Origin of the sequence: Solidesulfovibrio sp. C21 (assembly GCF_047785625.1) — a bacterium.
In the GTDB taxonomy this organism is placed as follows: domain Bacteria; phylum Desulfobacterota; class Desulfovibrionia; order Desulfovibrionales; family Desulfovibrionaceae; genus Solidesulfovibrio.
Genome location: NZ_JBLODY010000008.1, coordinates 57,247 through 79,260 on the forward strand (window position 1 = coordinate 57,247; position 22,014 = coordinate 79,260).

Below are 22,014 nucleotides of genomic sequence, written 5' to 3' on the forward strand. Positions count from 1 at the left end.
TTCGTAAGCGGCTTTGGATCATGGCGTCATTTTCCGATACAATGAGAGGTAATTGTACCCCATGTCCGTGGTCCCGAGGGACTGAAAGCCACACGACTCCAATTCCCTGGTGATCCGCCCTGCGGCCAGCCGCAACGGGAGCGGCGGACCGTGAAAGAAATGCTGGTTGCATTCGACGACGCCCAGCCGCCCCTCCGGGCGCAGCACCCGGCGCATCTCCGTAAACACCGTGGCCATGGCCCGGGTGACCGCCGGAATGTGCAGCACCGTGCCGAGCAGGCCGACCGTGACCGAGGCGTCGGGCAAGGGCAGCGGCCGGGTGATGTCCGCGACAGCGGCATGCAGGTGGGAAAGGCCGAGCGCGGCGGCCTGGCTCGCCAAGTCCTTTATGCAGCCGGTGTCGACGTCAAAGGCATGGACCATGCCCGCCGGCCCGACGCGGCGCGCGGCTTCCAGGGCGTACTCCCCCAGTCCGCAGCCGGCGTCCAAAAAGACGTCCCCCGGTTGCAGGTCCAGACCGGCAAAGACGATTTGCGAAGCCTGCATGTCGTAACTCGACGGGTGGCGGCGTTTGCCGGTGGTCGAATCGCAATGAGGACATGTCCGCATGGTGAACCTCCCCTTGTCGCGGCAGCGCTAACTGACTGTCGTTTTGGTTTATTGTGCCTAAAAGCTGTACCGTAGCGCCATATAGATATTCGTGTCGGCCTTGTATTGGCCAAACATGGTATCGTCTCGCTGCCCCAAGAAAATATTGGCTCCGACCTCCTGCCTGATGTGGTCTGTCCACTTGTAAAGGATTTTCGGGCGCAAGTAGGCGTCATGGTCGCTTGGCGACCAGTAGCCGGCAAGGGAAAGCTCCAGATTTTGGTTCATGAGCAGTTTGGTGAGTTGCAGGGTCAGCACATGCCGCAACTCGTCCCGGGGATGGTCGCCCTCGAAGGTGGCCCGGTAGTCCTGGTAGCGCAGCAACTGCTCCACGTAGTATTGGACGCTTCCGTTGAAATCCCGGCAGATCTCCCGGGCGAACCCGACGAGATAGCGCATCTCGGAATTGTTGATGTTCGGATCGCGCCCGTCTGGGTCCTCGATGGAATCGTAGTAGGCCAGTTCGATATTGCCGATGCCTCCGGCCACCGGCCCCCTGGCGCTTGCGCCGTACACGTGCAGGCGCGGAAAGATGTATTCGCCGGAAGCGGCAATGCCTCCGGGATTCTTCCAGAAGCCGAAGTAGCCGTAGAGGGCGAGCTCGTAGGCGCCGACGGTCCGGTACAGGCGGGCCGCGTATTCGGCGTCCGTGAACCACCGGTCCGGCTTGTCGAAGTCCAGTTCCGATTCGTTGCCGGCCAGACGCCCCAAGGCGCCGTTCCAGTACGAGACATATTGGCCCGTGATGAAACGGTCGCTGGCGAAAAGCGGCGTGAACACGAAATCCACGTTGAGAATGTCAAAAAACAGGCTGACCTTGACGCTGTCACAGGGTGCCTTGAGGTACTCGGCGTCCCGGCCGATGAAAAAGGACTGCCAGTCCTTGGGAAACAGGTCGTTGAGGAAGACCAGGTCGCCGGTGCCCCAGGTCAGCACCTGCCGCCCGAGCTTGATATCGAGAAAATCGGCCGGGCGCAGGAACATCCAGGCTTCGCGGGTGTCGTAGCGCGCCTGTTCCAGGACGCCGTCGTACCAGACGTCCCCTTTGTATTTGAACTGCGCCCAGCTCGTCCGCGTGGACACTTCCGCCTGCAACCGCGTCTCCAGGACGGAAGCGTCCCTTTCATATGGATCGGGCTGGGTACGACAGCCGGCCCGAACCTCCAGGAACCCATGCACCTCGGGCGTACTGAACCGGTCCCAAAAGGACGCCCCCAGGCAGTCGCCGGCAAAAGCCAGCATAAGGGCCGCCAGGGCCAGGCAGGAAACAACGCCCTGCCTAGTCCCGGCCCAAACGGGCACATCCATTATCGCATGACCTCTTTGGGCGCGCGCCGCAGATAGCGTTCGGTGAAAAGATCGTCAGCCAGTCCGGCATTATAGCGCGGGTTGGCAAACACCATTTCCGTCTGGCCGCCGCTTTCCAGGTCCTTGGCCACGGATCGCACCACCGTGGGATAGGTGACCGGCTTGCCGTTTTCCGTGGCCCCGACGGACAGCACTTCCAACACCTCGATGGTTCGATACGGCTTGCCCTCCTCCTTGAAGTACTCGATTTTCATGGGGGTGAAGGTCGTCTTGTCGATATGGGCAACATAGAAGGCGAACTCCACGGCCTCCGGATTTTGGGGAATGTTTTTCACGACATAGTATTTGTCGGTTGTCCTGAGCAGCGCATGGGTATCCTCTTCGGGGCTGCGGCCGGAGATGTCCTCATAGAGAAAATCCGAACCGACGAAGCTGGTGCGCTTGTCGCTGGCCGCGATGCGTTTGACCAGGTCAAGGCTCGGCATATAGAGCCAGCGATCGTCGTCTTTTCCCTCCCCGACATGCTTGTGCACCATAAAGACCATCTTGCGCACATCGGACGGCTCGATGAAGTAGACGAAGTACTTCTGTTCCTTGTCTACAGTATCGCCGTTTTTGCGCAGCATGTTGAACTGGCGCTTGCGCACCCGGCCCTGGCTGTCGGTGATCGCCATGGTCGTCGTCCCCTGGCAGTCCGCTCCCTGGTACAGGGAGGCATGGTTCGATCTGGCGATGATGGTTTCGATGGACGGCTCTTCATTGCCAGCGATGCTTTGACAGGGAGCGCCAAAGAGCATCAGTGACAGCAACAAGATTGTGAATGCCGTTTTCATGATCAATCTCCTCCGCATTGTCGTTGCGTTGACGTTCTTCTCGTCTTGTGGCCTGCGCCGCTATTGTCGCCCGATGCCGTCTTTTCCGTCGCGCCCCGGACCACCTATTCGGGCCAAGGCCGGAACAGGATCGGTGCGCGGCGTGCCGGCTTCGTCCTGGACACGGAACCGCTTGGCCCGAAACAGCCGCTCCCGGGCGATCGTCAAAATCGCCGGCAGCAGCGCCAAGGTGACGAATCCGGAAATGGTCAGGATGGAGAAAAGCAGGAGGCCGGTCGTCTTGTAGGGCACAAGCGAAGCAACCAGCATGGGCAAAAAGCCGATGGCGATGATGATGACGTTACGGCTGATGGCCCGGGCCGGCTCGCCGAACATCCGGGGCGCGGCCTTCTCCCAGGAACCGGTTTCCGCGGTCATCTGCCGGCTGCGTTCCAGGAAATGGATGGCGAAATCCACGGCGATGCCAAGCGAGATGGCCCCAAGCACGGCCACGGGCATGTCGTAGTCCAGGCCGAGGAAACCAAGGGTGCCGTAGATGAACATGATGGTCAGCGTCAGGGGAATCATGCAGAGCAATCCCCAAATAAAGGAACGGAAGAGCACGATCATCATGACAAGCACAATGAGGTAGCTTCCAGACAGCGAACCGAGCATCCCCCAGAACATTTTCCACTGGAAGATGTAATTGATGTAATGCAGACCAGCGAATTTGTACGAGAGGTCGACAGGCGGCTTATGGGCTTCGATATAGCGTCCGATCGCCTTGACGGCCTCCCCGGTGCGCGTGCTGTCGCCGCTTTGAAACTGCATGAAGATGTTGGCCGCATCGAACCCCGGCGTCACGAAGTGCCAGATGTCGTGCGGCTTGTGGCTTTGCTGGTACTGCATCACGCACTCGGCGACAGCCGGAGCGCTCGCCGGTATCCGAAAGTTCTCTGGCCGGCCGTCGATGAGCTCCTGGTGCACCTTGCGCACGATGTCGGCGAGCGACGTACTTTTGCCGATATAGCCGTTTTTGACCAGCCAAGCCTGCATGGACGCCATATAATTGAGGACGTCCGGGCGCTTGAAAACCTCTTGTCCCTTTTGCCCCTCCAACACGAGGGACGCCGTGTACGTGCCGCCGAAATGCCTGTTGAGCGCCGTGTCCGCTTCGCGGATGGGATGTCCCACGGCAAAGCGCTTGGCGTAGTTGTCATTGATGTTGATTTGCGACATGCCCCAGACGGAAAGGGCGGCGCAGGCCACAAACAAGGTCAGAACCGTCTTGGACCGTCGGCAGGCGAGGTCTCCCAAACGATGCAGCGCTCGCGTGAGCAAGGATTCCTTGTCCCCCTGATGCATCGCCAAACCGAAATTGCCCAACACGCGCTCCGGCAGCAGCATGATGTAGGCGGGGACAAACAGGATCGTGATGATCCAGGCGAACAGGACGCCGACACCGACGAACGCGCCGAAAATCCTGGCCGGGGGAATGTCCGTGGTGACGAAGGAGAAAAAGCCGGCGGCCGTTGTCAGCGAAGTGTAGAACATGGGCATGAAAAGGGTGTTCATGACCTCCTTGATGCTTTCCTTGCGCCCTTTCTTCGCGGTGTAGACATCGAAGAACTCCGAAAGAACGTGAATGGAGTCGCAGATGGAGATGGACATCAGGAAAATGGGCAGCATGGAACTGAGGATGTGCACCGGAAAGCCCAGGGCGATCATGGCCCCCAGAGTGGCCACCACCGTCACCGTGGCGATGAGCATGGGCAGGATGACCAGGCTCCATTTGCGAAACATCGCGTAGAGCATGCCGAAAATGAGCGCCATGGTCAGCGGCGAGGCGATGACCATCTCGCTGAACATCTCGACGCCGATGGCCCCTTCGGCCACGGGCAGCCCGGCGATGTGCCAGTCCTCGGTGCCGCCAAATTCCCGTATTTTCTCTTGCAACGCCGTATAGACCTTGTAGCTTAAAAGCTTGTCCGTCAGCGGCAGGTACAGGCACAGCGCCTTGCCGTCGGCCGAAACCATCTGTCCGACGAGGAGCGGGTTGGACAGTGCCTTGTCGCGCACGACCAGGGCTTCGGCTTCCGTGGCCGGTGGTCGTTGCATGAGCCAGTCGAAGGCGATGGTTCCCGGCCCGGCCTGGTGCATGTGGTCCACCACCGAGGGGGCGACCATGTCCACTGCGATAACGCCCGTGGTTTTGCCCGGGTGTTTGGGGTCCTCGTAGCGCAGGGTCTTGGCGAACCGGGTCAGCGCATGGACATGAGCCAGGGTTTCGGGATTGAACACCCCGTTTGGGTCGTTTTCCTTGATGACGCCGACCACGATGGTGTCGCTTAAGGCAAAGCGCTTTTTGGCGGCATTGTGGAAGACCCGCGCGGGTTCCGTGGGCATGAGCATGTTTTCCGGATCCGTGTCCATGGTCATGTTCGGAAAGAACGCGGCGAAAAAGACCATGATCGCCAAAAGCCCCAAAGCGACCAGTTTGGAATGCTCGACCGCGAAGTTCACGAGCGCGGTCCGAAATCCTTTCATGGGATACTCCTGTGCCATTTAGTTAAGTAACTTAACCTTAAAGTGAAAAAAAAATCGCCTACCGGGACAGGCGATTGTCCATGACTTCCCCGATGGCCTCGAGCAACACGGAAATCGTAGCGATCTGGGACAGGGAATAGCCACGAAGCCGTTCCATCAAGGCCTCCTTGTCTTCTCCATGAAAACGCGCATGGGCCTCAAAGGCCTTTCGGCCAAGGAGCGTGAGCGTCAGCTGGAATTCCTTGTTGCTGTGCGGGGCCTGCTTTTTCTCGAGAAATCCCTTGTCGCACAGCTTGGACACCATCTGGGAGGCCGCGCTTTTGGTGATGCCGAAGGCGTTGGCCACGTCGGTGACGCTCATCTGCTTCCGGTTGCCCACGGCCTCGATGGTATGGGCCTCCCGGGTCGTGACCTCGATGCCGTCTTCGACCAGGATCGGCAGCTCCTCGATGCGGGCGTATTTGGCGGCCACGCGCTGGAATTGGCGCACCGTGCCCAGGATGAGATCGTCCTTTGTTTCCATATCGCCTCGTAAAGCCGACTGCTGCCCCTTGCCCGTTTCCAGACGGTTTCAGGTTGGGTTGAAAGGTAAAGCTGCTAAACCAAGTTGTCAACCCCCAAGCTGGGAGTTTCGCGAGCATCGTCTCGGGCCGCAGCTTGCCCGGACTGCGGCGTTTCCCCGCAAGTCAGTTTGCCATCTTGAAATGAAAAGGCACAAGAACAAGAGTGGCGACGCTTTGACCGCCGACCTTGCCCGGAACGAACCGGTAGCTGTTCGCAGCGGCGAGGGCCGACTCCTCGAAAACACCTTTCGGCTCCGCTTTCCGGATGGCGCAATGGGTCGGTTTCCCCTGGCTGTCGATGATCATGCTCACAAGGACGGTCCCTTCCAAGCGCAATCGCCTGGCGCTCGGAGGATATTGCGGCAATTCCCGATTGATGATTTTGGGCGGGATATCCACGACCGCGGCGTCGTAGACACCCATTCCTCCAATCATATGGGAAGGCCCGGCGATCTTGCCCATGCCGCCTCCCATGCCGGAAGGCTCTTGGGGCGCTGCTGTTTGCTGCGGCTGCGAAGCCGCCGGTTGCCGCACGGGAGAAGGAGATGATTTTGCCGTGGAAGGCTCCGGCCTTTTTTTCGGGCTTATCTTTTTGACCGCAACAGGCGCGGGCCTGGCCGCCACGACCGGTTTGGGGAGCGGCTCCGGCGCCGGAGGAGGGGGCACTTCGGGAGCCGGGGCCTCCGCGATCGGTTCGGCCGAGGCCGGAGCGCTGGCGGGGGGCTCGATGGCCCTTGGCCTGACAAGCTCCACCATCCCCACCGTGAATGTCTTCGAGACGGGAGCCGGTTGCGCCGCCGGCCACAGGAACAGAAGGGCAAGGCACAGTGCATGGGCACTTACGGAAATGAGGATGTCGGCGCTTCGCACGGTTACCGTGCTCCTTGTTCCGGCCGTTCGGCCACCACGCCGAAATGGTCGATGCCGGCTTCGCGGATGCGGCCCATGATGTCGACAATACGTCCATAGGACACCCCCCTGTCGGCGCGCAAAAAAACGGCCTTTGACCCCAAGGAAGCCCAATTGCGCAGCCTGTCCGCCAAATCCTCCAGGGAGACGCTCTGCTCGTCGAGAAAAATCGCACCCTTCGGGTCGACCCCGACAACGAGGTGATCATCGTCGACGGGCAAGGCCTCCACGGTCTTGGTCCGAGGCAGATCGACATCCAGACCCTCGGTCATCATGGGGGCGGTGACCATGAAGATGATGAGCAGGACCAGCATGACATCGACAAACGGCGTGACATTGATGTCGGAAGAGTAGCGTCTCCCCCTGCCGCCGGCGCTCATGAACACACCTGCGTTCGAGGCGCGGCGAGTTCCATGCCCTGCGGGTACGTGCAGGCATCGTGGCGCAGCCGGTTGAGCAGCAGGCCGGCAAAACTGATGTACTGGCTTTCCAGCGATTCGATCATGCCCAAAAACATGTTGTAGGTGACTCTGGCCGGGATGGCCACGGCCGGACCGGACACCCGGACCGAGGAGGACTTCGCGGCAAAAGCCGGCGCCGCCAGGGACAAGGCCGCCAGTGTCTGCAGGAATTGGCGGCGCGTCATGCCGCAGCCTCCCCGAGGCTGCCGGCCTTGCGCAAAATGTCGACGCGGACCTCGCCCATTGGGGTGTCGCAGGTTCTCGTTTCAAGGGAGAGGAACCCGGCATCCAAGGCGGCCCTGGCGATCTCTCCCGCCTCGAAAGACACATCCTGCCCCTCAAGGGCCAGCGATACCCGGGAAAGGATATAGAAGGGGGGCTTGGTGCGTTCCCCGGTCAGTTGGGCAAGCGGGGTATTGGCATAACGACCTTGTTTTTTTCGGTCAGGCCCAGAGCGGCCAGGGCGTCGAGGAAATGCCGCGTGTTGCCTGGATGCGCCTCAAGACGGGCGGCTATCGTGTCCGGGTCATCCGTTTCGGCCAGGATGTCGGCGACGCCGAGGCTGACCATCTGGCAGCGCCTGCGGCTGCGCAGCGACTTCGTTGCCAACGAAAACCTCAAGTTCCGCTTCGGCATGCGCATCGACGACGAAGCCTGGGGCCACGGCTACCTGACCGCGGCCAACCCGACCGTGGCCATCGAGCCCTACCTCGCGTACCTGCAATTCAAGTTCCCCGGCACCGACATCGAACTGACGGCCGGCTACCAGCCCCTGTCCGTGCCCCACACCGAGGTCTTCTACGACAGCATCGTGCTCGCCGCCGACGACGGCGACCAGTCGAGCGCCGCGCTGCACGTGAACATCCCGGTCAGTGAAAACCTCTCGGTCCAGGCCGCCTACGGCCGGCTGCTCTCCGCCAACCGGACCTACCAGCAGACCACGCCCCAAGTCGGCGACGCCTTCGACGTCTACCAGCTCGCCCTGCCCGTGACCGCGGACGGCTTTGCGGCCACGCCCTGGGGCCTGGTCGGCGTCTACGGCAAGGGGGCCGACCCGGACGGCCTGTTCAATGCCGGCCTGCTTTCGGCCGGCAGCTACTTAAATACCACGGGCTATCCCTACAAGGACAACCAGAACGCCATGTGGTGGGGCGGCCTTGCGCTTACCGTGGAAGCGCTCGACCCCGTCAAGTTTTACGCCGACGCCATATACGGCGACGCCGCCCCGGGCGACCGGGAACGCAACCGCCGCCGCGGCTACTTCATTGACGCCGGCATCACTTACTCCGGTTTCGACTGGATGCTGCCCGGGCTCTTCGGCTGGGTGGCCAGCGGCGAGGATTCGAGCCTAAGCAACGGCAGCGAGCGCCTGCCCGTCATCACGCCCAAATGGGGCCCGGGCACGTCGTTTCTCTTCGACTGCGACCAGGAATTCGGAAACAACAGCATCGGCGTGGACCCGACCGGCACCTGGGGCCTGGCCGCGAGCCTGCGCGCGTAAGCTTCATCGAGGCGCTCAAAAGCCGCCTGACCGTGGCCGTCATCGCTGGCACGAACAGCGCCGCCGGCCTGCGCAAGGCCGTCGTCGCCACCGGCGGCGTGGGCGAATACGTGGCCATGGGCCGCAACCTCGCCGAAGGCGAATGGGTGTGCTCGGCATAAACTTCGACAACTCCTACGCCATCACCGAACAGCTGAGCCTCACCATGCAGACCGGCTTCGCCTCGCCCCAAGGGCTCAAGACCAGCATCTGGGGACTCCGATTCACGAACCAGGCCGAAAACGCCTTCATGGGCTCCCTCGGCTTCCTTTACACCTTCTAATCGACCTCTCTTCATTCACAATTTGCCGCCGGCGTCCAGTTGGCGGCTTTTTTTTGCAATAATTTTTTTTGATTACGCACAATTTTTAGGTAGATAAGACATCAGCAGCCATCGTCGCCGTCGAGTGCCCCATGAACTTCGACGCCGATGCCAAGTCCGCGACATTGGCGAACATGGCCCTTTAAAGTCTTCCTGGCGTCCATACTTGGTGGAATTCTATTCTTTGTAGGGACAGAATTGGCCCTTTCAATACGTGATATCGGAACCAAAAAATCAGATGTCTACGTCATGCTGACTTGATTGATTTAATCGTCCGTCTTCAGGGTTAAATCCATCTTCGAGAGTTCACCGAAAGTGATTCCGCCGGCCTTGTTCCCATCTGGAGCCACCGACACCACCTGAGGCTTCGGGGCGGCATATGAAGCCACTCTTGAGCCCGCTCCGCACGAGGAGCTTAAGAGCTGCACGGTTCCCATCTCGATCTGGTGGGCATGGGCACAAGTGACGATTATTTTCCCCCTCCGCACTTTCACCGGAATATCTTATTATTTTTGCAAACGAATAGCATAAATTCCGGTGAAAGTGCGGAGTCATTACCTCCCTGCCAGGCAGGAATTACCGGGGCAAATCATCCTGCCTTCAGCAATGCGACAAACGTATTGAGGGTCTCCTTCAGCGAAAGCGCGGCCGCACATAGCGCTGCCTCGCGAGGCGACGGTGGCTCTGTGCCATTTGCGACTTTGAGTTCGCACATCGACAACGCCTGACTCACCAGTTCTTGCGCTTTCGTTTCAAACTCCTGCACGTCCAATCGAGACACGCATTCACCTCGGCGTTGGGGGCAAGCCAACGACGCACGGCCTCAGTCACTGTCAGCCTAAGCGATACGTTACGCAGCCTGGCGCCTGGCGTTTTCCTTGGCAACGGCGAGAAGGTACGTCAGGTCCTCCCCGAGGATTTCCGCCATACGCTGGGCATCGGATATCAGTACGCCTTGTGGCTTGCCTGTGTTCGTCGCCTTTCCGCGCATGGCCGACCATTTTGCCGCCGCCGCTTTTGCGGGGGCATCCGGCCAGACCATCTTGGCGAACTCGCCCTTTCTCCAACCTCGGGCATAAGCCCGTTCGGCGACGAGTTCCACAAAGGACCGCTCCAGTAAGGTTGCGAAATCGTCCATGATTGCCTCCGGTCCTTTAACTTTAGCGGAAATTCCTTCCTTGTCTAGTGGAAAATTCTTGTTGTGTAAAGAAGGAAATTCTTATAAATTCTCCTCAAGGATAACCCTATGAAAGATCTCTTCGATTTACTTCTTCGTCGGATGGGTTCGCACGCGGCCGTAGCCAGGGCTCTGGGCTACACCGGAAGACAGTACCGGAATATCAGGAAAAAAGTTGAGGATGACGAGAAGCTCCATCCGCGTGTGGAGATGTTTATCATCGTAAAAAGTCAACTTATCCAAGGAAATTCCATCAATTTATTTAAGCCCTCGTTGGCGACTGGTGGGGACGCGGCCCCGGCCTCTGGAATGAGGTCATAGCATGGCTCGTAAGAAAAAACGTATCCCGCGCAACATGGGACGCATTGAGTTCATCGCCTGTCACGACATGATCGATGCCATGCGGGTGCAGGGCTATGACAACAAAAAAATCCATGCTGCGCTGGTCAGGAAAGGCAAAGTCACCATGTCCTATGCGACATTTTGCTATCACATGGTGCGCTTTCTCAAAGAAATTCGAGAAAGGCAAGAACAATCCGGACATCATCCCACACAGGTCTATACGCAAACAATATTCAAGCAACATGGATATAACGATCACGGATTCTCAGTGAACAAGACTCCATCCTCAGATAAAATGATTTAGGTCATTTCTGTCCGGCTAAACTAAAAGCGATAGTCTGTTAGAATTGTTTAGTTTTAAGCGCTGCCGTCGTAGGTCGAGGAGGTCGAGGATTTCACATTGCTGGAACAGATTTCGTTGCATCAGCCTGGCCAGATAGTGCAGGCTCAGGCCGATCTTTGACATGAACTTCTGGTAGGCCAGGAGCAGGTACGCAATCAGGGCCACGTAGACCTGGGAGAGGACGGCGTTTTTCGAGTTTCCGAGGAACGGCTTGATCTTGAGGTTCTGCTTGATGAACCGGAAGAAGATTTCGACCTGCCAGCGATCCTTGTAGATGTCGGCGATGGTGCGGGCAGGCAGGGTCATGTGGTTGGTCAGGAACTTGAAACGCTTCCCGGTCTCCTTATCCCGATAGCCGATGCGGCGCAGAACCAAGGTCTGCTCCCCATCGGCGACCTGGATGATCTGATCGGAGGTGACACCCGTTGCCCGGTCCACGAGGTTGCGCTCAAGGACGAGGAAACGGGCGTTGCTCTTGAGGCGGGTGACAAGAAACACCCCGGATTTACACAACTGCCGGAACCAGGCATGGTCGATATAGCCCCGGTCGAAGACCACAATCGATCCCTTGGGCAGTCGGAACAGCTTGGCGATGTTGGCCTCGTGGCATTTGGCTTCGGTGACGGTGACCATCGCCGGGAGATAGCCGTCATGGTCAAGGAGCGTGTGCAGCTTGATACCGGCCTTGGTGGTTCGGAACTTGGCCCAGGGGAACAGGGTCAGGCACAGGTCAACAACCGAGGCGTCGAGACTGAACAATTTGTTTTTAAAAGAGAATTTATGTTTTGGCGCTTGAGAAAGACACCTTGTGTAGAGTTCGCCGAACAGGGCTTCGAAAAAGGCGTACGGCCGCGCGTTGTTGGCGTCGGCAAAGGTCGACCGGGCCACGGGTTTGACTCCGAGATGGTAGAGCCGCTTGGCGGCGGCGTTCATGCCCATGATCCCGTCTCGAAGACTCTTGCATCCGGCCAATTGGATATGCAGAAGGTGGACAAACTGGTCCCACCTGAGAAATGTTCGGGGCGAGCGTTTTCCTCTATGATCCTTGGATAATTTGACAAACACGTATTTTGGCACGACTGATAGAAGTTGGGCGAAGACGGTGGTAAAGCTTTGCACGTGCGGAATCCTCTTGTCGGTTTGTAGGTGAGCCTCGGAACTCTACCATACAGCAACAGGAGCGATTCCGCATAGTTATAAAGACATCAAAAAAGCTCTATCTTCTCTAAAATAGGCTCCATGGCGCACACTGGTGCCCATGGATGCCGTTGTGCAGGGGTTTTTGAACTTGGTCTCATGGCGACAGGTGCTAATTTTCTAAAATTGATCTCCGAGTTGGAAAGGCATCCATAGTCCAGCCCAATTGGCTCTTTCGGGCGTCAAGCCTTTTCTTAACCGGACAGCAATGGATTTAGGTAGAAAAACTATGGCGATGATTCATTTTATATTGCAGGGCAAAGGCGGCGCTGGAAAATCCCTGATCGCCGCGCTGCTTGCGCAATACCTGCAAGGCTGAAACCTTGAGGTGCATTGCTTCGACACCGATCCGATCAATGCCACCCTCGCCGGGTATGAGGCTTTGGACGCCGTGGCGCTCGACATCATGAGCGGCGATGATATCGACCCCCGCCGTTTCGACCAACTTATGGATGCGATCATCGAGTTGCCTGCCGAAGCCCATGTGGTGGTGGACAACGGCGCGTCCTCCTTTGTGCCGCTTGGGTCCTACCTGCTGGAAAACCAGGCCCTCGAAGTTCTCGAAGAGCACGGCCATTCCGCCATGCTCCATACGGTGGTCACTGGCGGCCAAGCCCTCCTGGACACCTTGTCCGGACTCAAATCCCTGGTTTCGCACTTCCCGGCCACGCCCATCGTTATTTGGCTCAACCGCTACTTCGGCGACATCACCCTCGACGGGAAACGGTTTGAGGAATTCAAGATCTACGCGGAATGCGCCTCCAGCTTCCATGCCGTCGTTTCCCTCCCCCACCGCAAACAGGCCACCTTCGGGCGGGACCTGGAAGAACTCTTCGCCAGACGCCAGACCTTCACCGAGGCAGTGCACTCCGACCTCCCGATCATGGTCCGGCAACGGCTGACCAGCTTCTGGCGGGATGCCGTGGCCGAGATAGACCAGGCCCGGCTTTGCTGAGGATCGGCCATGAGCGAGCAGCACCCGCACGACGTCGACTCTCCGCCTACCGTCCCTGACGGGATCGGCCTGGACCTGGAAAGTGTCCGGACCCTCCTGACGCAAAAGCACGCAACCGTGGTCGATCCGGATGATCCGGTGCTCATGCTGGTCACGCTGCAAAACGCCTTTCTGGCCGAATACGAAAAGCTCCTCGACCGCCACAACAAGGCCCTGACGGCCATGCTGGCCGAGAAGACGGACGGCTACGTGTCCGGCGTTCTTTCGGCCACCAAGGGGCTAGCCAAGGATTCCTCCGCCGCCTCGGTGGAGAACATCCGAACCATCCTCCAGGGGCACGTCTCAGCGCTCGCTGCCTTTCGCCAAAATCTCACCTGGCTTGCGGCCATCGTGATCATCTCCGCCTTGGTCAACGTGACCGTCTTCGTCTTGCGGACGCGGGGGTAGCCATGAACAGGTTGCAGGCATGCCTCACGCACAACCTCGGTCCGACCATCATGGCGGCGCTTAGCGATCCTGACGTGATCGAAATCATGGTCAATCCGGACCAGACGCTAGGGAAATCACGGTCTACCGCAAGACCTGGCAGCAGCAGGTGTTCCGGTTCTTCGACCAGTTTTTCAACAACCCCAGCGCCAGGGCGAACCGTGACGCCCAGCTCATGGCCGAAGACGCCGAGGAAGCCCTGGTGGAGGTGCAGTCCGGGTACGTCGGCGCAGGCTACCTCACTTCCTGCATCGTGCTCCTGCATGAATCCCCGGAGCCGCTTCACGACTGGGCGCGGGAGCAGCGCCGCGTCATCCAGACCCTGGGCTTCGGCTGCCGCATCGAGTCCATCAACGCCCTGGAAGCCTGGCTCGGCACCCACCCCGGCAACGGGTTTGCCAACCTGCGGCGTCCCCTGGTCAACACGCTCAATCTCGCCGACCTGCTCCCCCTGGCCAGCATCTGGTCGGGGCTCCTCTATCTCTTCCACCGCATCGAGACGGCGCTCGCCGGGCAGCCAGCGCTGCTCATTCTCGATGAAGCCTGGATCAGGCTCGGGTATCCGGTCTTTCGGGAAAAGGTGCGGGAGTGGCTGAAGGTCATGCGCAAGGCCAACTGCGCCGTGGTCCTGGCCACCCAGAACCTTTCCGACGCGGTGCGCTCGGGCATCATGGACGTGCTCGTCGAGTCCTGCCCCACCAAGATCCTCCTGCCCAATCTCACGGCCAGGCAGGACGGCCAGCGGGAACTCTACACCGGCATGGGCTGCAATGCCCGGCAGATCGAAATCGTGGCCACGGCCACGCCCAAGCGGGACTACTACGTGATGGCCTCCTCGGGGCGACGGCTTATTCAGCTCGCCCTGCAGTGTGCCCACGCATGAGAAGTATCCGACTATCTCACTCGATGCTTGCATTGTAACAATGCCGCATCTCGAAAAATCTGTCGCCTTACAACACCTCAGTCCTTCAAATTAAACCTGATTGGCAGCATGACCCAGGTAGCCACCTCACGCCCTTTGTACCGGGCAGGATGGAACCGCCATTTTTCAAGGGCCGCAATAACGGCTTGCTCAAATATCTGCGGCGGCTTTGCGGAAACAATGCTGATTTTGTTTACCCCGCCGTCAGCGGTGACCAGGAGTCGTGCGACAACCCGTCCCTCGATCCCATGCCGTCGGGCATCCGCAGGATAAGCGGGCTCCACTTGTCGCATGATCCTCGGCTTCACATCAACGGCGGCCAGGCTCATGCCACCGTCTTCGCCCATGCCCTGCCCCGCCCCGACAGAGGGGCCCTCGCCGCCACCGCTGCCGCCGCCGGTCCCGCCGCCCTGGCCGGACGCTCCTCCGGTCATGCCCGGCCCACTCCCCGATGGTCCGGCTTGGGAAGCGTCACTCGTGTCGGGCCCCTCCGATCTACGCCCCGATACGGATGCGGGAGCCGTGGCGACTGCGGCAGCTTGGGGAAGTCGTTTTTTTCGGGCGAGGCGCTTTATCTTCTTGGCTTTGGTTGTGACAGCGTTTGCGGAGGGTTTCGCCAAAACAGGCAACGCCTTTTCCTGGTTGACCACCGACGCCTCCTCTGGCCTGGCCTCCTGCCTGGTTTGAAGGGACGCGGTTTCTTCAGCCGGCATCTCGTCATCGCTTGCTGTCGCATCCGGTCCGGCAAGAGGACCGCCTGCATCCGAGCCCAACCCTGAGAGGTCGACAGCCAGAACGGACCCGCCACCGCCGCCGGTCCCGCCTCCCCCCCCGCCGGCAGGATGGATCACGAGGAATCGGTAGAAAAAGACAAGGACGACGAGGGCGACTGCATGGAGCGCCACGGACAAGAGCCATCCCAGCCAGGCGCGGCGATAGGAACTCGTGGAGTGTTGCCACTCGGGCAGAACAGACGGCATGTCCGCCATGGCCGTTATGCCTCGGCCCTGGCCCCGGCCTTTCTTTTGGGAGAGCAGGCCACGGCGGCCAGGAAGATCAGGCTGGACACGAGGACGATGGACGCGCCGGCCGGCACGTCGAGTTTCCAGGCGATGAACAGGCCGCCCTCGCAGGAGACGACCCCGAACAGCGCCGCCAAAAAGAACAGGCGTCCCAGGCGGTAGGTGAGCTGGTAGGCTGCCGCTGCCGGATTGATGAGCAGGCTGTAAACGAGAAGCCCCCCGATGCTCGGCAGGCAGGCGGTGACGGTCAGGCCCGTGAAAAAGAGGATGCCGTAGAAAATGGCCGTGGCCGGCAGGCCGCAGGCCCGGGCTATCCAGCGATGGCAGGCGACGGCCTGGATCTCCTTGAAGAAGGCGACGATGAGCAGGCTCGCCGTCACGGCCACCCCGCCGAGGAGCCAAAGGTCGCGCGGGCTGACCGTCAGGATATTGCCCCAAAAAAGGTTGAGGCCGGCCGTCTTGGGACCAGGGAGCAGGCCCAGGCAGAAAATGGCCAGGCCGAGCATGGCCGAGAACACGACGCCCACGGCGGTATCCGGGGAAAGCTCACCCCGGTCGGCCACGGGCCCGATGACCGCGGCCGCCGCCAGGCTGGCGACCAACGCGCCCGTGAGCGGGTCCAAGCCGAAAAGCAGCCCCAGAAGCCCGCCGGCAAAGGCGGCATGGGCCAGACAGACGCCGATGAACGTCAGTCGCATGAGCACAGCGAATACGCCGGCCACAGCGCAGGCCACGCCGGCGAACAACCCGGCCAGAACGGCATGGCGCATGAACGCCGCATCCAAAAAAGTTTCCATGGTGAATCCTTAAAAAAGCACCACGCGCCGGCCTGCGTGAGACACCACAGCCACCTCGGCCCGGTAGAGTCGGCCGAGCCGGTCGGCGTCGAGGGCTTCCCGGGCCGGACCGCGCCAGAGAGAGCGGCCGGATTCCAGGCAAAGCACCTCGTTGCACAGACTCTCCAGGCTGTTGAGGTCGTGGGTGGCCAGCAGCACGGTCAGTCCGAGCCGGTCGCGCAGCCCGGCAATGCAGCCGAGGATGTCGCGCTGGGCGCGCCAGTCCAGCGCCGACGTGGGCTCGTCAAGCAGCAGGACCTGCGGTTCCTGGGCCAATGCCCTGGCAATGGCCGCGCGTTGTTGTTCGCCTCCGGAAAGTTGCCCCAGGGGACGGTCGGCCAAGTGGCCGATGCCCACAAGCTCCAGCATTTGCGATGCCCGCCGGGCGAGTTCCCGGCCCGGCGTCCTGAACCAGCCGCGCTTGGCATAGCCGCCGGACATGACGGATTCCTGGACGCTTATGGGCAGACGCGGGTCCGCATCCCGGGCCTGCATGACCAGGGCGATATCCCTTCTTGCCTTGCTTGCGCCGGGGCCGGTCAAACTGTTCCCGAAGAGCCGCACCGCGCCCGATGCCAGGCGCAACATCCCGCAGATGGCGGCAAGCAGTGTGCTTTTGCCGGCCCCGTTCGGGCCGATGACGCCGAGTACCCCCCCCTTGGCCACGTCCAGGGTCTCGATGTGCAAGACGATGCGACCGCGCCTTTTGACCACGACGTCGCGCAGGGAAAGGGCGGCGTCACTTTCCATGACGCTTGAGCGCGGCAAGGCAGCGGTCCGTGTTGGCGGCCACGGCTTCGGCCCAGGTCGGGGTGTTGGGGAACCCTCCCGGGAAGTTGCTCAGCACGACAAATGCCGCGTCCAGTTCCTCGGCGAACGTCTTGCCCGAACCTCCCGAGCTTTGCAGGTTGTCGACCACGAGCCGGACGTGGGCGTTTCTGGCCTTGGCCACGGCCTGGGCCAGCTGTTGCGGGCCGCTTTCCTCGAACCGGCCGTATTGGGCGGCCACGTCGCAGCCCAGCCATTGGAGAAAAGGTTCCTGCTGGCAGTCGGCCATCACCGGCAATCCCGCGAGCGTCTTGGCTTTGACCGAGAGCGCGGCCGCGATCCCGTCCACCTCGGCCACCCGCGCCTTGGCCCGTTCCCCGTAGAGGGCGGCATGCGGCGGATCAATCGCGGCCAGTATCCCGGCCACGGCCAGGGTGGCGGCTTTTTGGCGGTCGGGCACCATCCAGTTGCCGGGGGCTGCGACAACACGCACTTTGGGGATAAGGGCCGGGTCGTTTCGGATCGGCCCCATGACGCTGTCAAAGTGGGTTTGCCAGTCGTGGAGGATGATGGCCTTGGCGTTTGCAAGCGTGCGCATATCCGAGGCTCGCAGGTCGGTGTGTCCCGGACAGGAGGCGGCGGGCACGATGGGGGCGGCGGTGAGGAATCCCCGGCCCAGATCGCCGACGATGTCCGCCACCAGCGTGGTGCCGGCGGCGATGACGATCGGCGTCGCTTGCGTTTGCGCCAGGGCCGAAGCCGTGAGCAGGGCGAAGCAGAGGCAGGCGAACACGAGATGGCGCAAGGCGTGCGAAAGTCGTGTCATGCCCGGCCTCCCGGTGTGCCGGCCGGCTTGCGGCAGACGGCGTGGTAGTGGCCGGGGGCGTCGATGATGTCGGGATCGGGCAGGCCGGCGAGCAGGAAAAGTCTTCGCATGTCCGCTTCCACCGGCAGGGCGTCGCCGGCCACGGCGCAGTGCGTGCCGTGGTGGGCCAACAACTCGGCGCGGCTGAGCAAATGGCTGATGATGACCGCCGCTCCCGGCTTGGCCACCCGGGCCATTTCCGACAGGGCCCGGCCCTTGTCCTCGAAATGGGGGAATGCGGCGAAGCAAACCACGGCGTCGAAACTTTCGTCGCGAAAGGGCAGGCGCATGGCCGTGGCCAGGACCGGCGGCGGGTCGGCCGGTCCGAGCTTGGACCGGACCTGCCGCAGCATCTCCAGGGAGAGGTCGAAGGGAAAGACCCTGCCGGAGGGGCCAAGGGCCTTGCGGAGATAGGGCACCAGCGTCCCCGGGCCGGTGCCCATGTCGAGAACCGTTGCTCCGGGCGGCAGATGGAAGGACGCGACCAGGGAGGGCAGCTTTTCCCGCACCGGCGGCGGATAGCAGTTGGCTTCCCAGTTCACGGCCCGGACGTCGAAGAAGGCGGCCCGGGGATCGGATTTATTTTGCATTTGCATGCTGTATTCTCCTCCTGCGCGCCCGCTCAGGCCGCGAAGCGCAACAACACGTAGAAGCCGGCGGGGTCCAGGCGCTTGCGAACCACCTGGGAAAATCCCGCTTCCCGGGCCAGACGCTCCACAACGTCGATAGGATCATGGCGGCCATGGCGGCGAAAATGGTCGATGAGCACGCGCCGTTCCTCCGGCGCGAGCTCCGCCCAATGGGTTTCGATCTCCCGATTGTAGCGCTCCAGATACGCTTCGGCGCTTTCTCCGACGTCTGGCATGGGATCATGGGTGAGGAGCACTCCGCCCGGGCGCAGGGCTTTTTTGGCCATGGCGAAGAGCCGGGCTTTTTCCCCCTGCGGGAAATGGTGGAGCAAAAGCCCCATCCAGATGACATCCACGGCCTCGCGTAGGCCACCAAGGACCTCTCGGCCGTCGGCGGCGACGAGATTCACGGCGGCCGGGCTGTCGACGAGATTTTTCCGCGCCCCGGCCAGGCACTCCGTGTCGGTGTCCGCACCCGTGTAGGCGGCCACGTCGCCGGCGGACAGGACGCGCGCCATGTGACGGGCATCGTTGCAGCCGAGGTCGAGCAGGCGCAGCCCGCCGCTTTGGCCCCGCCCGGCCAGAAATCCTTCCAGCCAGGCGTAGGCCGTCCCATGGCACATGCGGTCATGCGCCCGGAGCTTCGTAAAGACCTCGCGTCGGCCGAAGGCTGTGGAAACGGTTTCTTCCATACGACCTCCGAAGTTAGAACGTCAGGGCCACGCCGGCCGACACACCGGTTCCCGGCATGGGGTAGCCCGGTTTGTATTTGTAGAAGGTATTGGTCAGGTTCTGCACGGCCACGAAGAGTTCGGTCTCGACCTTGGGTTTGGGGATGGTGAAGAAATAGGAAAACTTGGCGTTAGCCAGCCAGTAGCCGTCCACCTTTTCCGTATTGCGGGTACCCACGCGCCGAGTCTCGGAGAGCACATACATCTCGTCCACGTACTGGGCGTCGGCCGAGATCTTATAATGTTCCAGGAATCGGTAGTTCCCGCCGAGGCTGACGCTCAGGTTCGGCACGTAGGGCAGGTACTGCGGCGTATGCCCCATGGCGTTTAAGCCGGCGAAGAAAGACAGATCCTTGACCGGGGTATACGTCGCCGTGGTTTCCAGGCCCCAAATGGAGTAGGAGCCGTAATTTTCGAACCCGGTCGGTCTCCCGGAGGAGGGATACATCACGTAACGATCGTGTCCGTTGTCGGAAAAGGCCGTCACGTCGACCTTGAGCAGATTCTCGTATTTGTAGGACGCGCCCGCCTCGAAGTGGTCCATGGTCTCGGCCTTGAGGCTGCGCCAATTCTGGCCCAGGGAGGAGATCACGTTTTGCGAGAAGACCGCCACGTTGAGTCCCGGATAGTTGACGCCCCGGGAATAGGTGCCGTGCAACTCCAGGTCCTTGTAGCCGAGCAGCAAGCCGGCCTGGGGCGACCATTCCGACTGGAACTGGCTGTGGCCGTAGTAGCGAAGTCCGGCCGAGGGCGTGGCGTAAAAGCCTTCCTTGGAGCCGATCATCTGGGAGACGCCGAGAAAGGGCGAGAAGATGGACCAGGTCATGCGGTCGAAATGCGTCACCCCGCCCGGCGTGAACGACCAGTCCGTCAGGGAATTGATGGTCAGCTCGGGGTCGGTGGTGAATTCCGCCTGGCCGCTGATCCAGTCCATGTCCGCGCCGAAAGCGATCTCGCCGCCCTGCCAGAGGCGGAACTTTTCCTTGGCCCGCACGCCGTACAGGTCCGAATCGTTCGTGTTGTCGTTATCCGTGCCGGACTGGTTGAACCAGTTGCCTTCGCCCCTGTTCCAATAGCCTTTGAGGGTCCCCTCCGCGCAATCGTAGGTGTTGGCGAGCGTAGCCACCATGTGCCAGTCGCGGGTGACGTATTTCCCGTCGCGTTCCTCCGGCTGTCCTTCCGGCCCCGGATCCATGGCGTAGTTGTCCGTGCGGATCACCGTGGCGTGGGCGTTCCAATTGTCGGTCAGGCCGTAGCCCAGGCGGCCGTAATAGCTCGTCAACATGCCGTCGGACATGGCTCGCGATCCCGAGGAATAGCGGTAGCTCTGGGCGGCGTAGTAGTCGAAACGGCCGATCTTGCCGCCCGTTTCCGCCGTTTCCTGGGGAGTGTTGTAGGAACCGTATTGGGCCGTGACCCGCGATTCGAAGCCTTCCTTGCCCCGGCTTTTGGGCGTCATATCCACGGCGGCCAGACCATTGCCGAAGTTCATGGGCTGCGGGCTTTTGTACACGGTGACGGCGGCGGCCGGGTCCACGGACAGATAGTCCAGCAGTGGATGGTCCCAGACCGAAATATAGGCCGGCGCGCCGTCGATCATGACCGAAATTTCCGCGCCGGGCCGGCTGGCCCCCTTGCCCCGGATGAAGATGGCGCCGCCTTCCGCGCCGCCGAAGGAACCGATGTTGTCAAAGCGGGAGATCGTCACGCCGGGGGTGCGTCGCAGGGCCGAGGTCAGGTCGGGCGCATTGAGGTCCCATATCTGCTCCTTGGAAACCGTCGTCGTTTCATTGGCGAAGCTGTCCACGCGGTTCCCTTCGATGATGGGCGAGGAGACGACCTTGACTTCCTCGAGCATGGTTTCGTCGGCTTTCTCCGTTTTGGGGGGATCGGCTGCCAACGACGGCGAGGCGGCGAAAACGAGGCCAAGTGCAAGAAGGGCAGCTCGGGAGAAACGACGGGGAATCATGCTCGCTCCTTTCGGGTAACGGGTTGGATATTCTTGTTAATTACTAAAAATAAATCGATATCTTTTTAAGACGTTGAAAATCTAAATAAATAACACTTTCGGTTATGAAAATAAAAATAGTATGTCAAGAGGCAGTAAAGTATGCTGTTTTGAGCGTCATCCAGCCTGTGGGCCTGGAAGTCCAGTTCATGATTGGGGTCGAGACATCGGAGGGAATTATGTCGTCATCGCGGCCGCTGATTCCGGCAGGTCGGGACCAAGGCCGCGCACGAGATGTGTTTCCGTGTGCGACAACAGGGAAACTCAAGAATGTTACGCAGTACCTGTGCGATACGGGAAAAGAAGATGCAGTCTAAGCGGGATCGAAAAATGTATTATGATATGGCAAAAAGGAGGACGCTATGAAAGGCGACCACGAACACCACCATGACCATGCCCACGAGCATACCCATGAACACGAGCACTCCGGCATAGGAAAGCACAGTCACAAGCATAGTCACGTCCATACCCATGAACACGAACATGAACACAAGCACCCCCATGAGCATGCGGCGGGCGAAGATGTTCACGATCATGACCATAGCGAAGAACATGGCTCTCATGATCATGTACACGAGGGGCATGCTGCCGAAACTCACGATCGTAATCACTGATTATTTTCT

At 60.7% G+C, this 22,014-nt stretch carries 26 protein-coding genes and 1 pseudogene; 8 read left to right on the plus strand and 19 right to left on the minus strand.

Features of this window, described 5'->3' with window-relative positions; translation table 11 throughout:
- Nucleotides 1–18: 18 nt before the first annotated feature.
- The 9 genes from ACMZ6R_RS04555 to ACMZ6R_RS20515 all read right to left on the minus strand — a co-directional run bounded on the left by ACMZ6R_RS04555 (nt 19) and on the right by ACMZ6R_RS20515 (nt 7,818).
- A complete protein-coding gene (locus ACMZ6R_RS04555) occupies nt 19–609 on the minus strand; it encodes a class I SAM-dependent methyltransferase (RefSeq protein WP_416109697.1) in 591 nt (196 codons plus the stop codon).
- A 57-nt stretch (nt 610–666) separates the two neighbouring features.
- Entirely contained in the window at nt 667–1,956 is a 1,290-nt protein-coding gene (locus ACMZ6R_RS04560) for a hypothetical protein (protein WP_416109698.1), read from the minus strand.
- Nucleotides 1,956–2,789 carry an outer membrane lipoprotein-sorting protein gene (locus ACMZ6R_RS04565; protein ID WP_416109699.1) on the minus strand — a complete coding sequence of 278 codons (834 nt, stop codon included), beginning with the start codon at nt 2,787–2,789 and terminating at the stop codon, nt 1,956–1,958. Before ACMZ6R_RS04565 ends, ACMZ6R_RS04560 begins: the two co-directional genes overlap by 1 nt.
- Before the next feature lie 60 nt (nt 2,790–2,849).
- On the minus strand, nt 2,850–5,315 hold the full coding sequence (locus ACMZ6R_RS04570) for an efflux RND transporter permease subunit (RefSeq protein WP_416109700.1): 2,466 nt from the start codon (nt 5,313–5,315) through the stop codon (nt 2,850–2,852).
- A 58-nt stretch (nt 5,316–5,373) separates the two neighbouring features.
- Complete coding sequence (locus ACMZ6R_RS04575; protein ID WP_416109701.1) at nt 5,374–5,838, minus strand: MarR family winged helix-turn-helix transcriptional regulator; 465 nt, start codon at nt 5,836–5,838, stop codon at nt 5,374–5,376.
- A 163-nt stretch (nt 5,839–6,001) separates the two neighbouring features.
- The gene (locus tag ACMZ6R_RS04580) at nt 6,002–6,340 is read right to left on the minus strand and encodes an energy transducer TonB (protein WP_416109702.1); all 339 of its coding nucleotides are present in this window, start codon (nt 6,338–6,340) and stop codon (nt 6,002–6,004) included.
- Between the two features lie 410 nt (nt 6,341–6,750).
- A complete protein-coding gene (locus ACMZ6R_RS04585) occupies nt 6,751–7,167 on the minus strand; it encodes an ExbD/TolR family protein (RefSeq protein ID WP_416109703.1) in 417 nt (138 codons plus the stop codon).
- Nucleotides 7,164–7,433, minus strand: a complete 270-nt coding sequence (locus ACMZ6R_RS04590; protein ID WP_416109704.1) for a twin-arginine translocation signal domain-containing protein — start codon at nt 7,431–7,433, stop codon at nt 7,164–7,166. The genes ACMZ6R_RS04585 and ACMZ6R_RS04590 overlap by 4 nt, the downstream gene beginning before the upstream one ends.
- Nucleotides 7,434–7,644: 211 nt before the next feature.
- Nucleotides 7,645–7,818: a methyltransferase family protein gene (locus ACMZ6R_RS20515; RefSeq protein WP_420884218.1), complete on the minus strand. Its 174-nt coding sequence runs from the start codon at nt 7,816–7,818 to the stop codon at nt 7,645–7,647.
- Between ACMZ6R_RS20515 and ACMZ6R_RS04595 the strand changes: the two genes are divergently transcribed.
- From ACMZ6R_RS04595 to ACMZ6R_RS04605, 3 genes are read left to right on the plus strand one after another with little or no spacing between them, the layout of a single operon-like run.
- Nucleotides 7,766–8,749, plus strand: coding sequence for a hypothetical protein (locus ACMZ6R_RS04595; protein ID WP_416109705.1), 984 nt, complete (start codon nt 7,766–7,768; stop codon nt 8,747–8,749). The genes ACMZ6R_RS20515 and ACMZ6R_RS04595 overlap by 53 nt on opposite strands.
- Before the next feature lie 32 nt (nt 8,750–8,781).
- Nucleotides 8,782–8,910 carry a hypothetical protein gene (locus tag ACMZ6R_RS04600; protein WP_416109706.1) on the plus strand — a complete coding sequence of 43 codons (129 nt, stop codon included), beginning with the start codon at nt 8,782–8,784 and terminating at the stop codon, nt 8,908–8,910.
- The gene (locus ACMZ6R_RS04605) at nt 8,898–9,071 is read left to right on the plus strand and encodes a hypothetical protein (protein WP_416109707.1); all 174 of its coding nucleotides are present in this window, start codon (nt 8,898–8,900) and stop codon (nt 9,069–9,071) included. Before ACMZ6R_RS04600 ends, ACMZ6R_RS04605 begins: the two co-directional genes overlap by 13 nt.
- Nucleotides 9,072–9,960: 889 nt before the next feature.
- On the opposite strand, the gene ACMZ6R_RS04610 is transcribed toward ACMZ6R_RS04605, so the two are convergent.
- A complete protein-coding gene (locus tag ACMZ6R_RS04610) occupies nt 9,961–10,248 on the minus strand; it encodes an immunity protein (RefSeq protein WP_416109708.1) in 288 nt (95 codons plus the stop codon).
- A gap of 108 nt (nt 10,249–10,356) precedes the next feature.
- Here ACMZ6R_RS04610 and ACMZ6R_RS04615 point away from each other — a divergent pair, with 108 nt between their 5' ends.
- Together ACMZ6R_RS04615 and ACMZ6R_RS04620 are read left to right on the plus strand one after the other, a co-directional pair.
- Nucleotides 10,357–10,608 (plus strand): hypothetical protein, encoded by a 252-nt coding sequence (locus ACMZ6R_RS04615; protein WP_416109709.1) that lies wholly within the window; start codon nt 10,357–10,359, stop codon nt 10,606–10,608.
- 1 nt (nt 10,609) lies between these two features.
- Nucleotides 10,610–10,933, plus strand: coding sequence for a TraK family protein (locus ACMZ6R_RS04620; protein ID WP_416109710.1), 324 nt, complete (start codon nt 10,610–10,612; stop codon nt 10,931–10,933).
- Between the two features lie 15 nt (nt 10,934–10,948).
- Here ACMZ6R_RS04620 and ACMZ6R_RS04625 read toward each other — a convergent pair whose 3' ends face one another.
- Nucleotides 10,949–12,091, minus strand: a complete 1,143-nt coding sequence (locus tag ACMZ6R_RS04625) for an IS4 family transposase (protein WP_416109711.1) — start codon at nt 12,089–12,091, stop codon at nt 10,949–10,951.
- 406 nt (nt 12,092–12,497) lie between these two features.
- On the opposite strand from ACMZ6R_RS04625, the gene ACMZ6R_RS04630 reads away from it, so the two are divergent.
- From ACMZ6R_RS04630 to ACMZ6R_RS04640, 3 genes and pseudogenes are all read left to right on the plus strand, one after another.
- Nucleotides 12,498–13,124, plus strand: coding sequence for a conjugal transfer protein TraL (locus ACMZ6R_RS04630; RefSeq protein WP_416109712.1), 627 nt, complete (start codon nt 12,498–12,500; stop codon nt 13,122–13,124).
- 9 nt (nt 13,125–13,133) lie between these two features.
- Nucleotides 13,134–13,571: a hypothetical protein gene (locus tag ACMZ6R_RS04635; protein WP_416109713.1), complete on the plus strand. Its 438-nt coding sequence runs from the start codon at nt 13,134–13,136 to the stop codon at nt 13,569–13,571.
- A 109-nt stretch (nt 13,572–13,680) separates the two neighbouring features.
- Nucleotides 13,681–14,475: pseudogene (locus ACMZ6R_RS04640) on the plus strand (hypothetical protein); the annotation flags it as partial.
- Between the two features lie 95 nt (nt 14,476–14,570).
- Here the strand turns inward: ACMZ6R_RS04640 and ACMZ6R_RS04645 are convergent.
- From ACMZ6R_RS04645 to ACMZ6R_RS04680, 8 genes are all read right to left on the minus strand, one after another.
- Entirely contained in the window at nt 14,571–15,521 is a 951-nt protein-coding gene (locus tag ACMZ6R_RS04645) for an energy transducer TonB (protein ID WP_416109714.1), read from the minus strand.
- A 5-nt stretch (nt 15,522–15,526) separates the two neighbouring features.
- On the minus strand, nt 15,527–16,351 hold the full coding sequence (locus ACMZ6R_RS04650; protein WP_416109715.1) for a metal ABC transporter permease: 825 nt from the start codon (nt 16,349–16,351) through the stop codon (nt 15,527–15,529).
- Between the two features lie 9 nt (nt 16,352–16,360).
- Nucleotides 16,361–17,158, minus strand: a complete 798-nt coding sequence (locus ACMZ6R_RS04655) for a metal ABC transporter ATP-binding protein (protein ID WP_416109716.1) — start codon at nt 17,156–17,158, stop codon at nt 16,361–16,363.
- On the minus strand, nt 17,130–17,984 hold the full coding sequence (locus ACMZ6R_RS04660) for a metal ABC transporter substrate-binding protein (RefSeq protein WP_416109717.1): 855 nt from the start codon (nt 17,982–17,984) through the stop codon (nt 17,130–17,132). Before ACMZ6R_RS04660 ends, ACMZ6R_RS04655 begins: the two co-directional genes overlap by 29 nt.
- Complete coding sequence (locus ACMZ6R_RS04665; protein WP_416109718.1) at nt 17,981–18,619, minus strand: class I SAM-dependent methyltransferase; 639 nt, start codon at nt 18,617–18,619, stop codon at nt 17,981–17,983. Before ACMZ6R_RS04665 ends, ACMZ6R_RS04660 begins: the two co-directional genes overlap by 4 nt.
- 26 nt (nt 18,620–18,645) lie before the next feature.
- Nucleotides 18,646–19,344 (minus strand): class I SAM-dependent methyltransferase, encoded by a 699-nt coding sequence (locus ACMZ6R_RS04670; RefSeq protein ID WP_416109719.1) that lies wholly within the window; start codon nt 19,342–19,344, stop codon nt 18,646–18,648.
- Nucleotides 19,345–19,357: 13 nt separating this feature from the next.
- Nucleotides 19,358–21,352 carry a TonB-dependent receptor gene (locus ACMZ6R_RS04675; protein ID WP_416109720.1) on the minus strand — a complete coding sequence of 665 codons (1,995 nt, stop codon included), beginning with the start codon at nt 21,350–21,352 and terminating at the stop codon, nt 19,358–19,360.
- 374 nt (nt 21,353–21,726) lie between these two features.
- On the minus strand, nt 21,727–22,002 hold the full coding sequence (locus tag ACMZ6R_RS04680) for a hypothetical protein (RefSeq protein WP_416109721.1): 276 nt from the start codon (nt 22,000–22,002) through the stop codon (nt 21,727–21,729).
- Between the last annotated feature and the right edge of the window lie 12 nt (nt 22,003–22,014).

Excerpts from the sequence above, each read along its gene's own strand:
- ACMZ6R_RS04590 (WP_416109704.1), bottom strand. The coding sequence starts at position 7,433 with ATGACGCGCCGCCAATTCCTGCAGACACTGGCGGCCTTGTCCCTGGCG.
- ACMZ6R_RS04665 (WP_416109718.1), bottom strand. The coding sequence starts at position 18,619 with ATGCAAATGCAAAATAAATCCGATCCCCGGGCCGCCTTCTTCGACGTC.
- ACMZ6R_RS04555 (WP_416109697.1), bottom strand. The coding sequence starts at position 609 with ATGCGGACATGTCCTCATTGCGATTCGACCACCGGCAAACGCCGCCAC.
- ACMZ6R_RS04610 (WP_416109708.1), bottom strand. The coding sequence starts at position 10,248 with ATGGACGATTTCGCAACCTTACTGGAGCGGTCCTTTGTGGAACTCGTC.
- ACMZ6R_RS04580 (WP_416109702.1), bottom strand. The coding sequence starts at position 6,340 with ATGGGCAAGATCGCCGGGCCTTCCCATATGATTGGAGGAATGGGTGTC.
- ACMZ6R_RS04615 (WP_416109709.1), top strand. The coding sequence starts at position 10,357 with ATGAAAGATCTCTTCGATTTACTTCTTCGTCGGATGGGTTCGCACGCG.
- ACMZ6R_RS04575 (WP_416109701.1), bottom strand. The coding sequence starts at position 5,838 with ATGGAAACAAAGGACGATCTCATCCTGGGCACGGTGCGCCAATTCCAG.
- ACMZ6R_RS04660 (WP_416109717.1), bottom strand. The coding sequence starts at position 17,984 with ATGACACGACTTTCGCACGCCTTGCGCCATCTCGTGTTCGCCTGCCTC.
- ACMZ6R_RS20515 (WP_420884218.1), bottom strand. The coding sequence starts at position 7,818 with ATGGTCAGCCTCGGCGTCGCCGACATCCTGGCCGAAACGGATGACCCG.
- ACMZ6R_RS04620 (WP_416109710.1), top strand. The coding sequence starts at position 10,610 with ATGGCTCGTAAGAAAAAACGTATCCCGCGCAACATGGGACGCATTGAG.
- ACMZ6R_RS04675 (WP_416109720.1), bottom strand. The coding sequence starts at position 21,352 with ATGATTCCCCGTCGTTTCTCCCGAGCTGCCCTTCTTGCACTTGGCCTC.
- ACMZ6R_RS04650 (WP_416109715.1), bottom strand. The coding sequence starts at position 16,351 with ATGGAAACTTTTTTGGATGCGGCGTTCATGCGCCATGCCGTTCTGGCC.
- ACMZ6R_RS04570 (WP_416109700.1), bottom strand. The coding sequence starts at position 5,315 with ATGAAAGGATTTCGGACCGCGCTCGTGAACTTCGCGGTCGAGCATTCC.
- ACMZ6R_RS04635 (WP_416109713.1), top strand. The coding sequence starts at position 13,134 with ATGAGCGAGCAGCACCCGCACGACGTCGACTCTCCGCCTACCGTCCCT.
- ACMZ6R_RS04645 (WP_416109714.1), bottom strand. The coding sequence starts at position 15,521 with ATGGCGGACATGCCGTCTGTTCTGCCCGAGTGGCAACACTCCACGAGT.
- ACMZ6R_RS04670 (WP_416109719.1), bottom strand. The coding sequence starts at position 19,344 with ATGGAAGAAACCGTTTCCACAGCCTTCGGCCGACGCGAGGTCTTTACG.
- ACMZ6R_RS04565 (WP_416109699.1), bottom strand. The coding sequence starts at position 2,789 with ATGAAAACGGCATTCACAATCTTGTTGCTGTCACTGATGCTCTTTGGC.
- ACMZ6R_RS04560 (WP_416109698.1), bottom strand. The coding sequence starts at position 1,956 with ATGGATGTGCCCGTTTGGGCCGGGACTAGGCAGGGCGTTGTTTCCTGC.
- ACMZ6R_RS04585 (WP_416109703.1), bottom strand. The coding sequence starts at position 7,167 with ATGAGCGCCGGCGGCAGGGGGAGACGCTACTCTTCCGACATCAATGTC.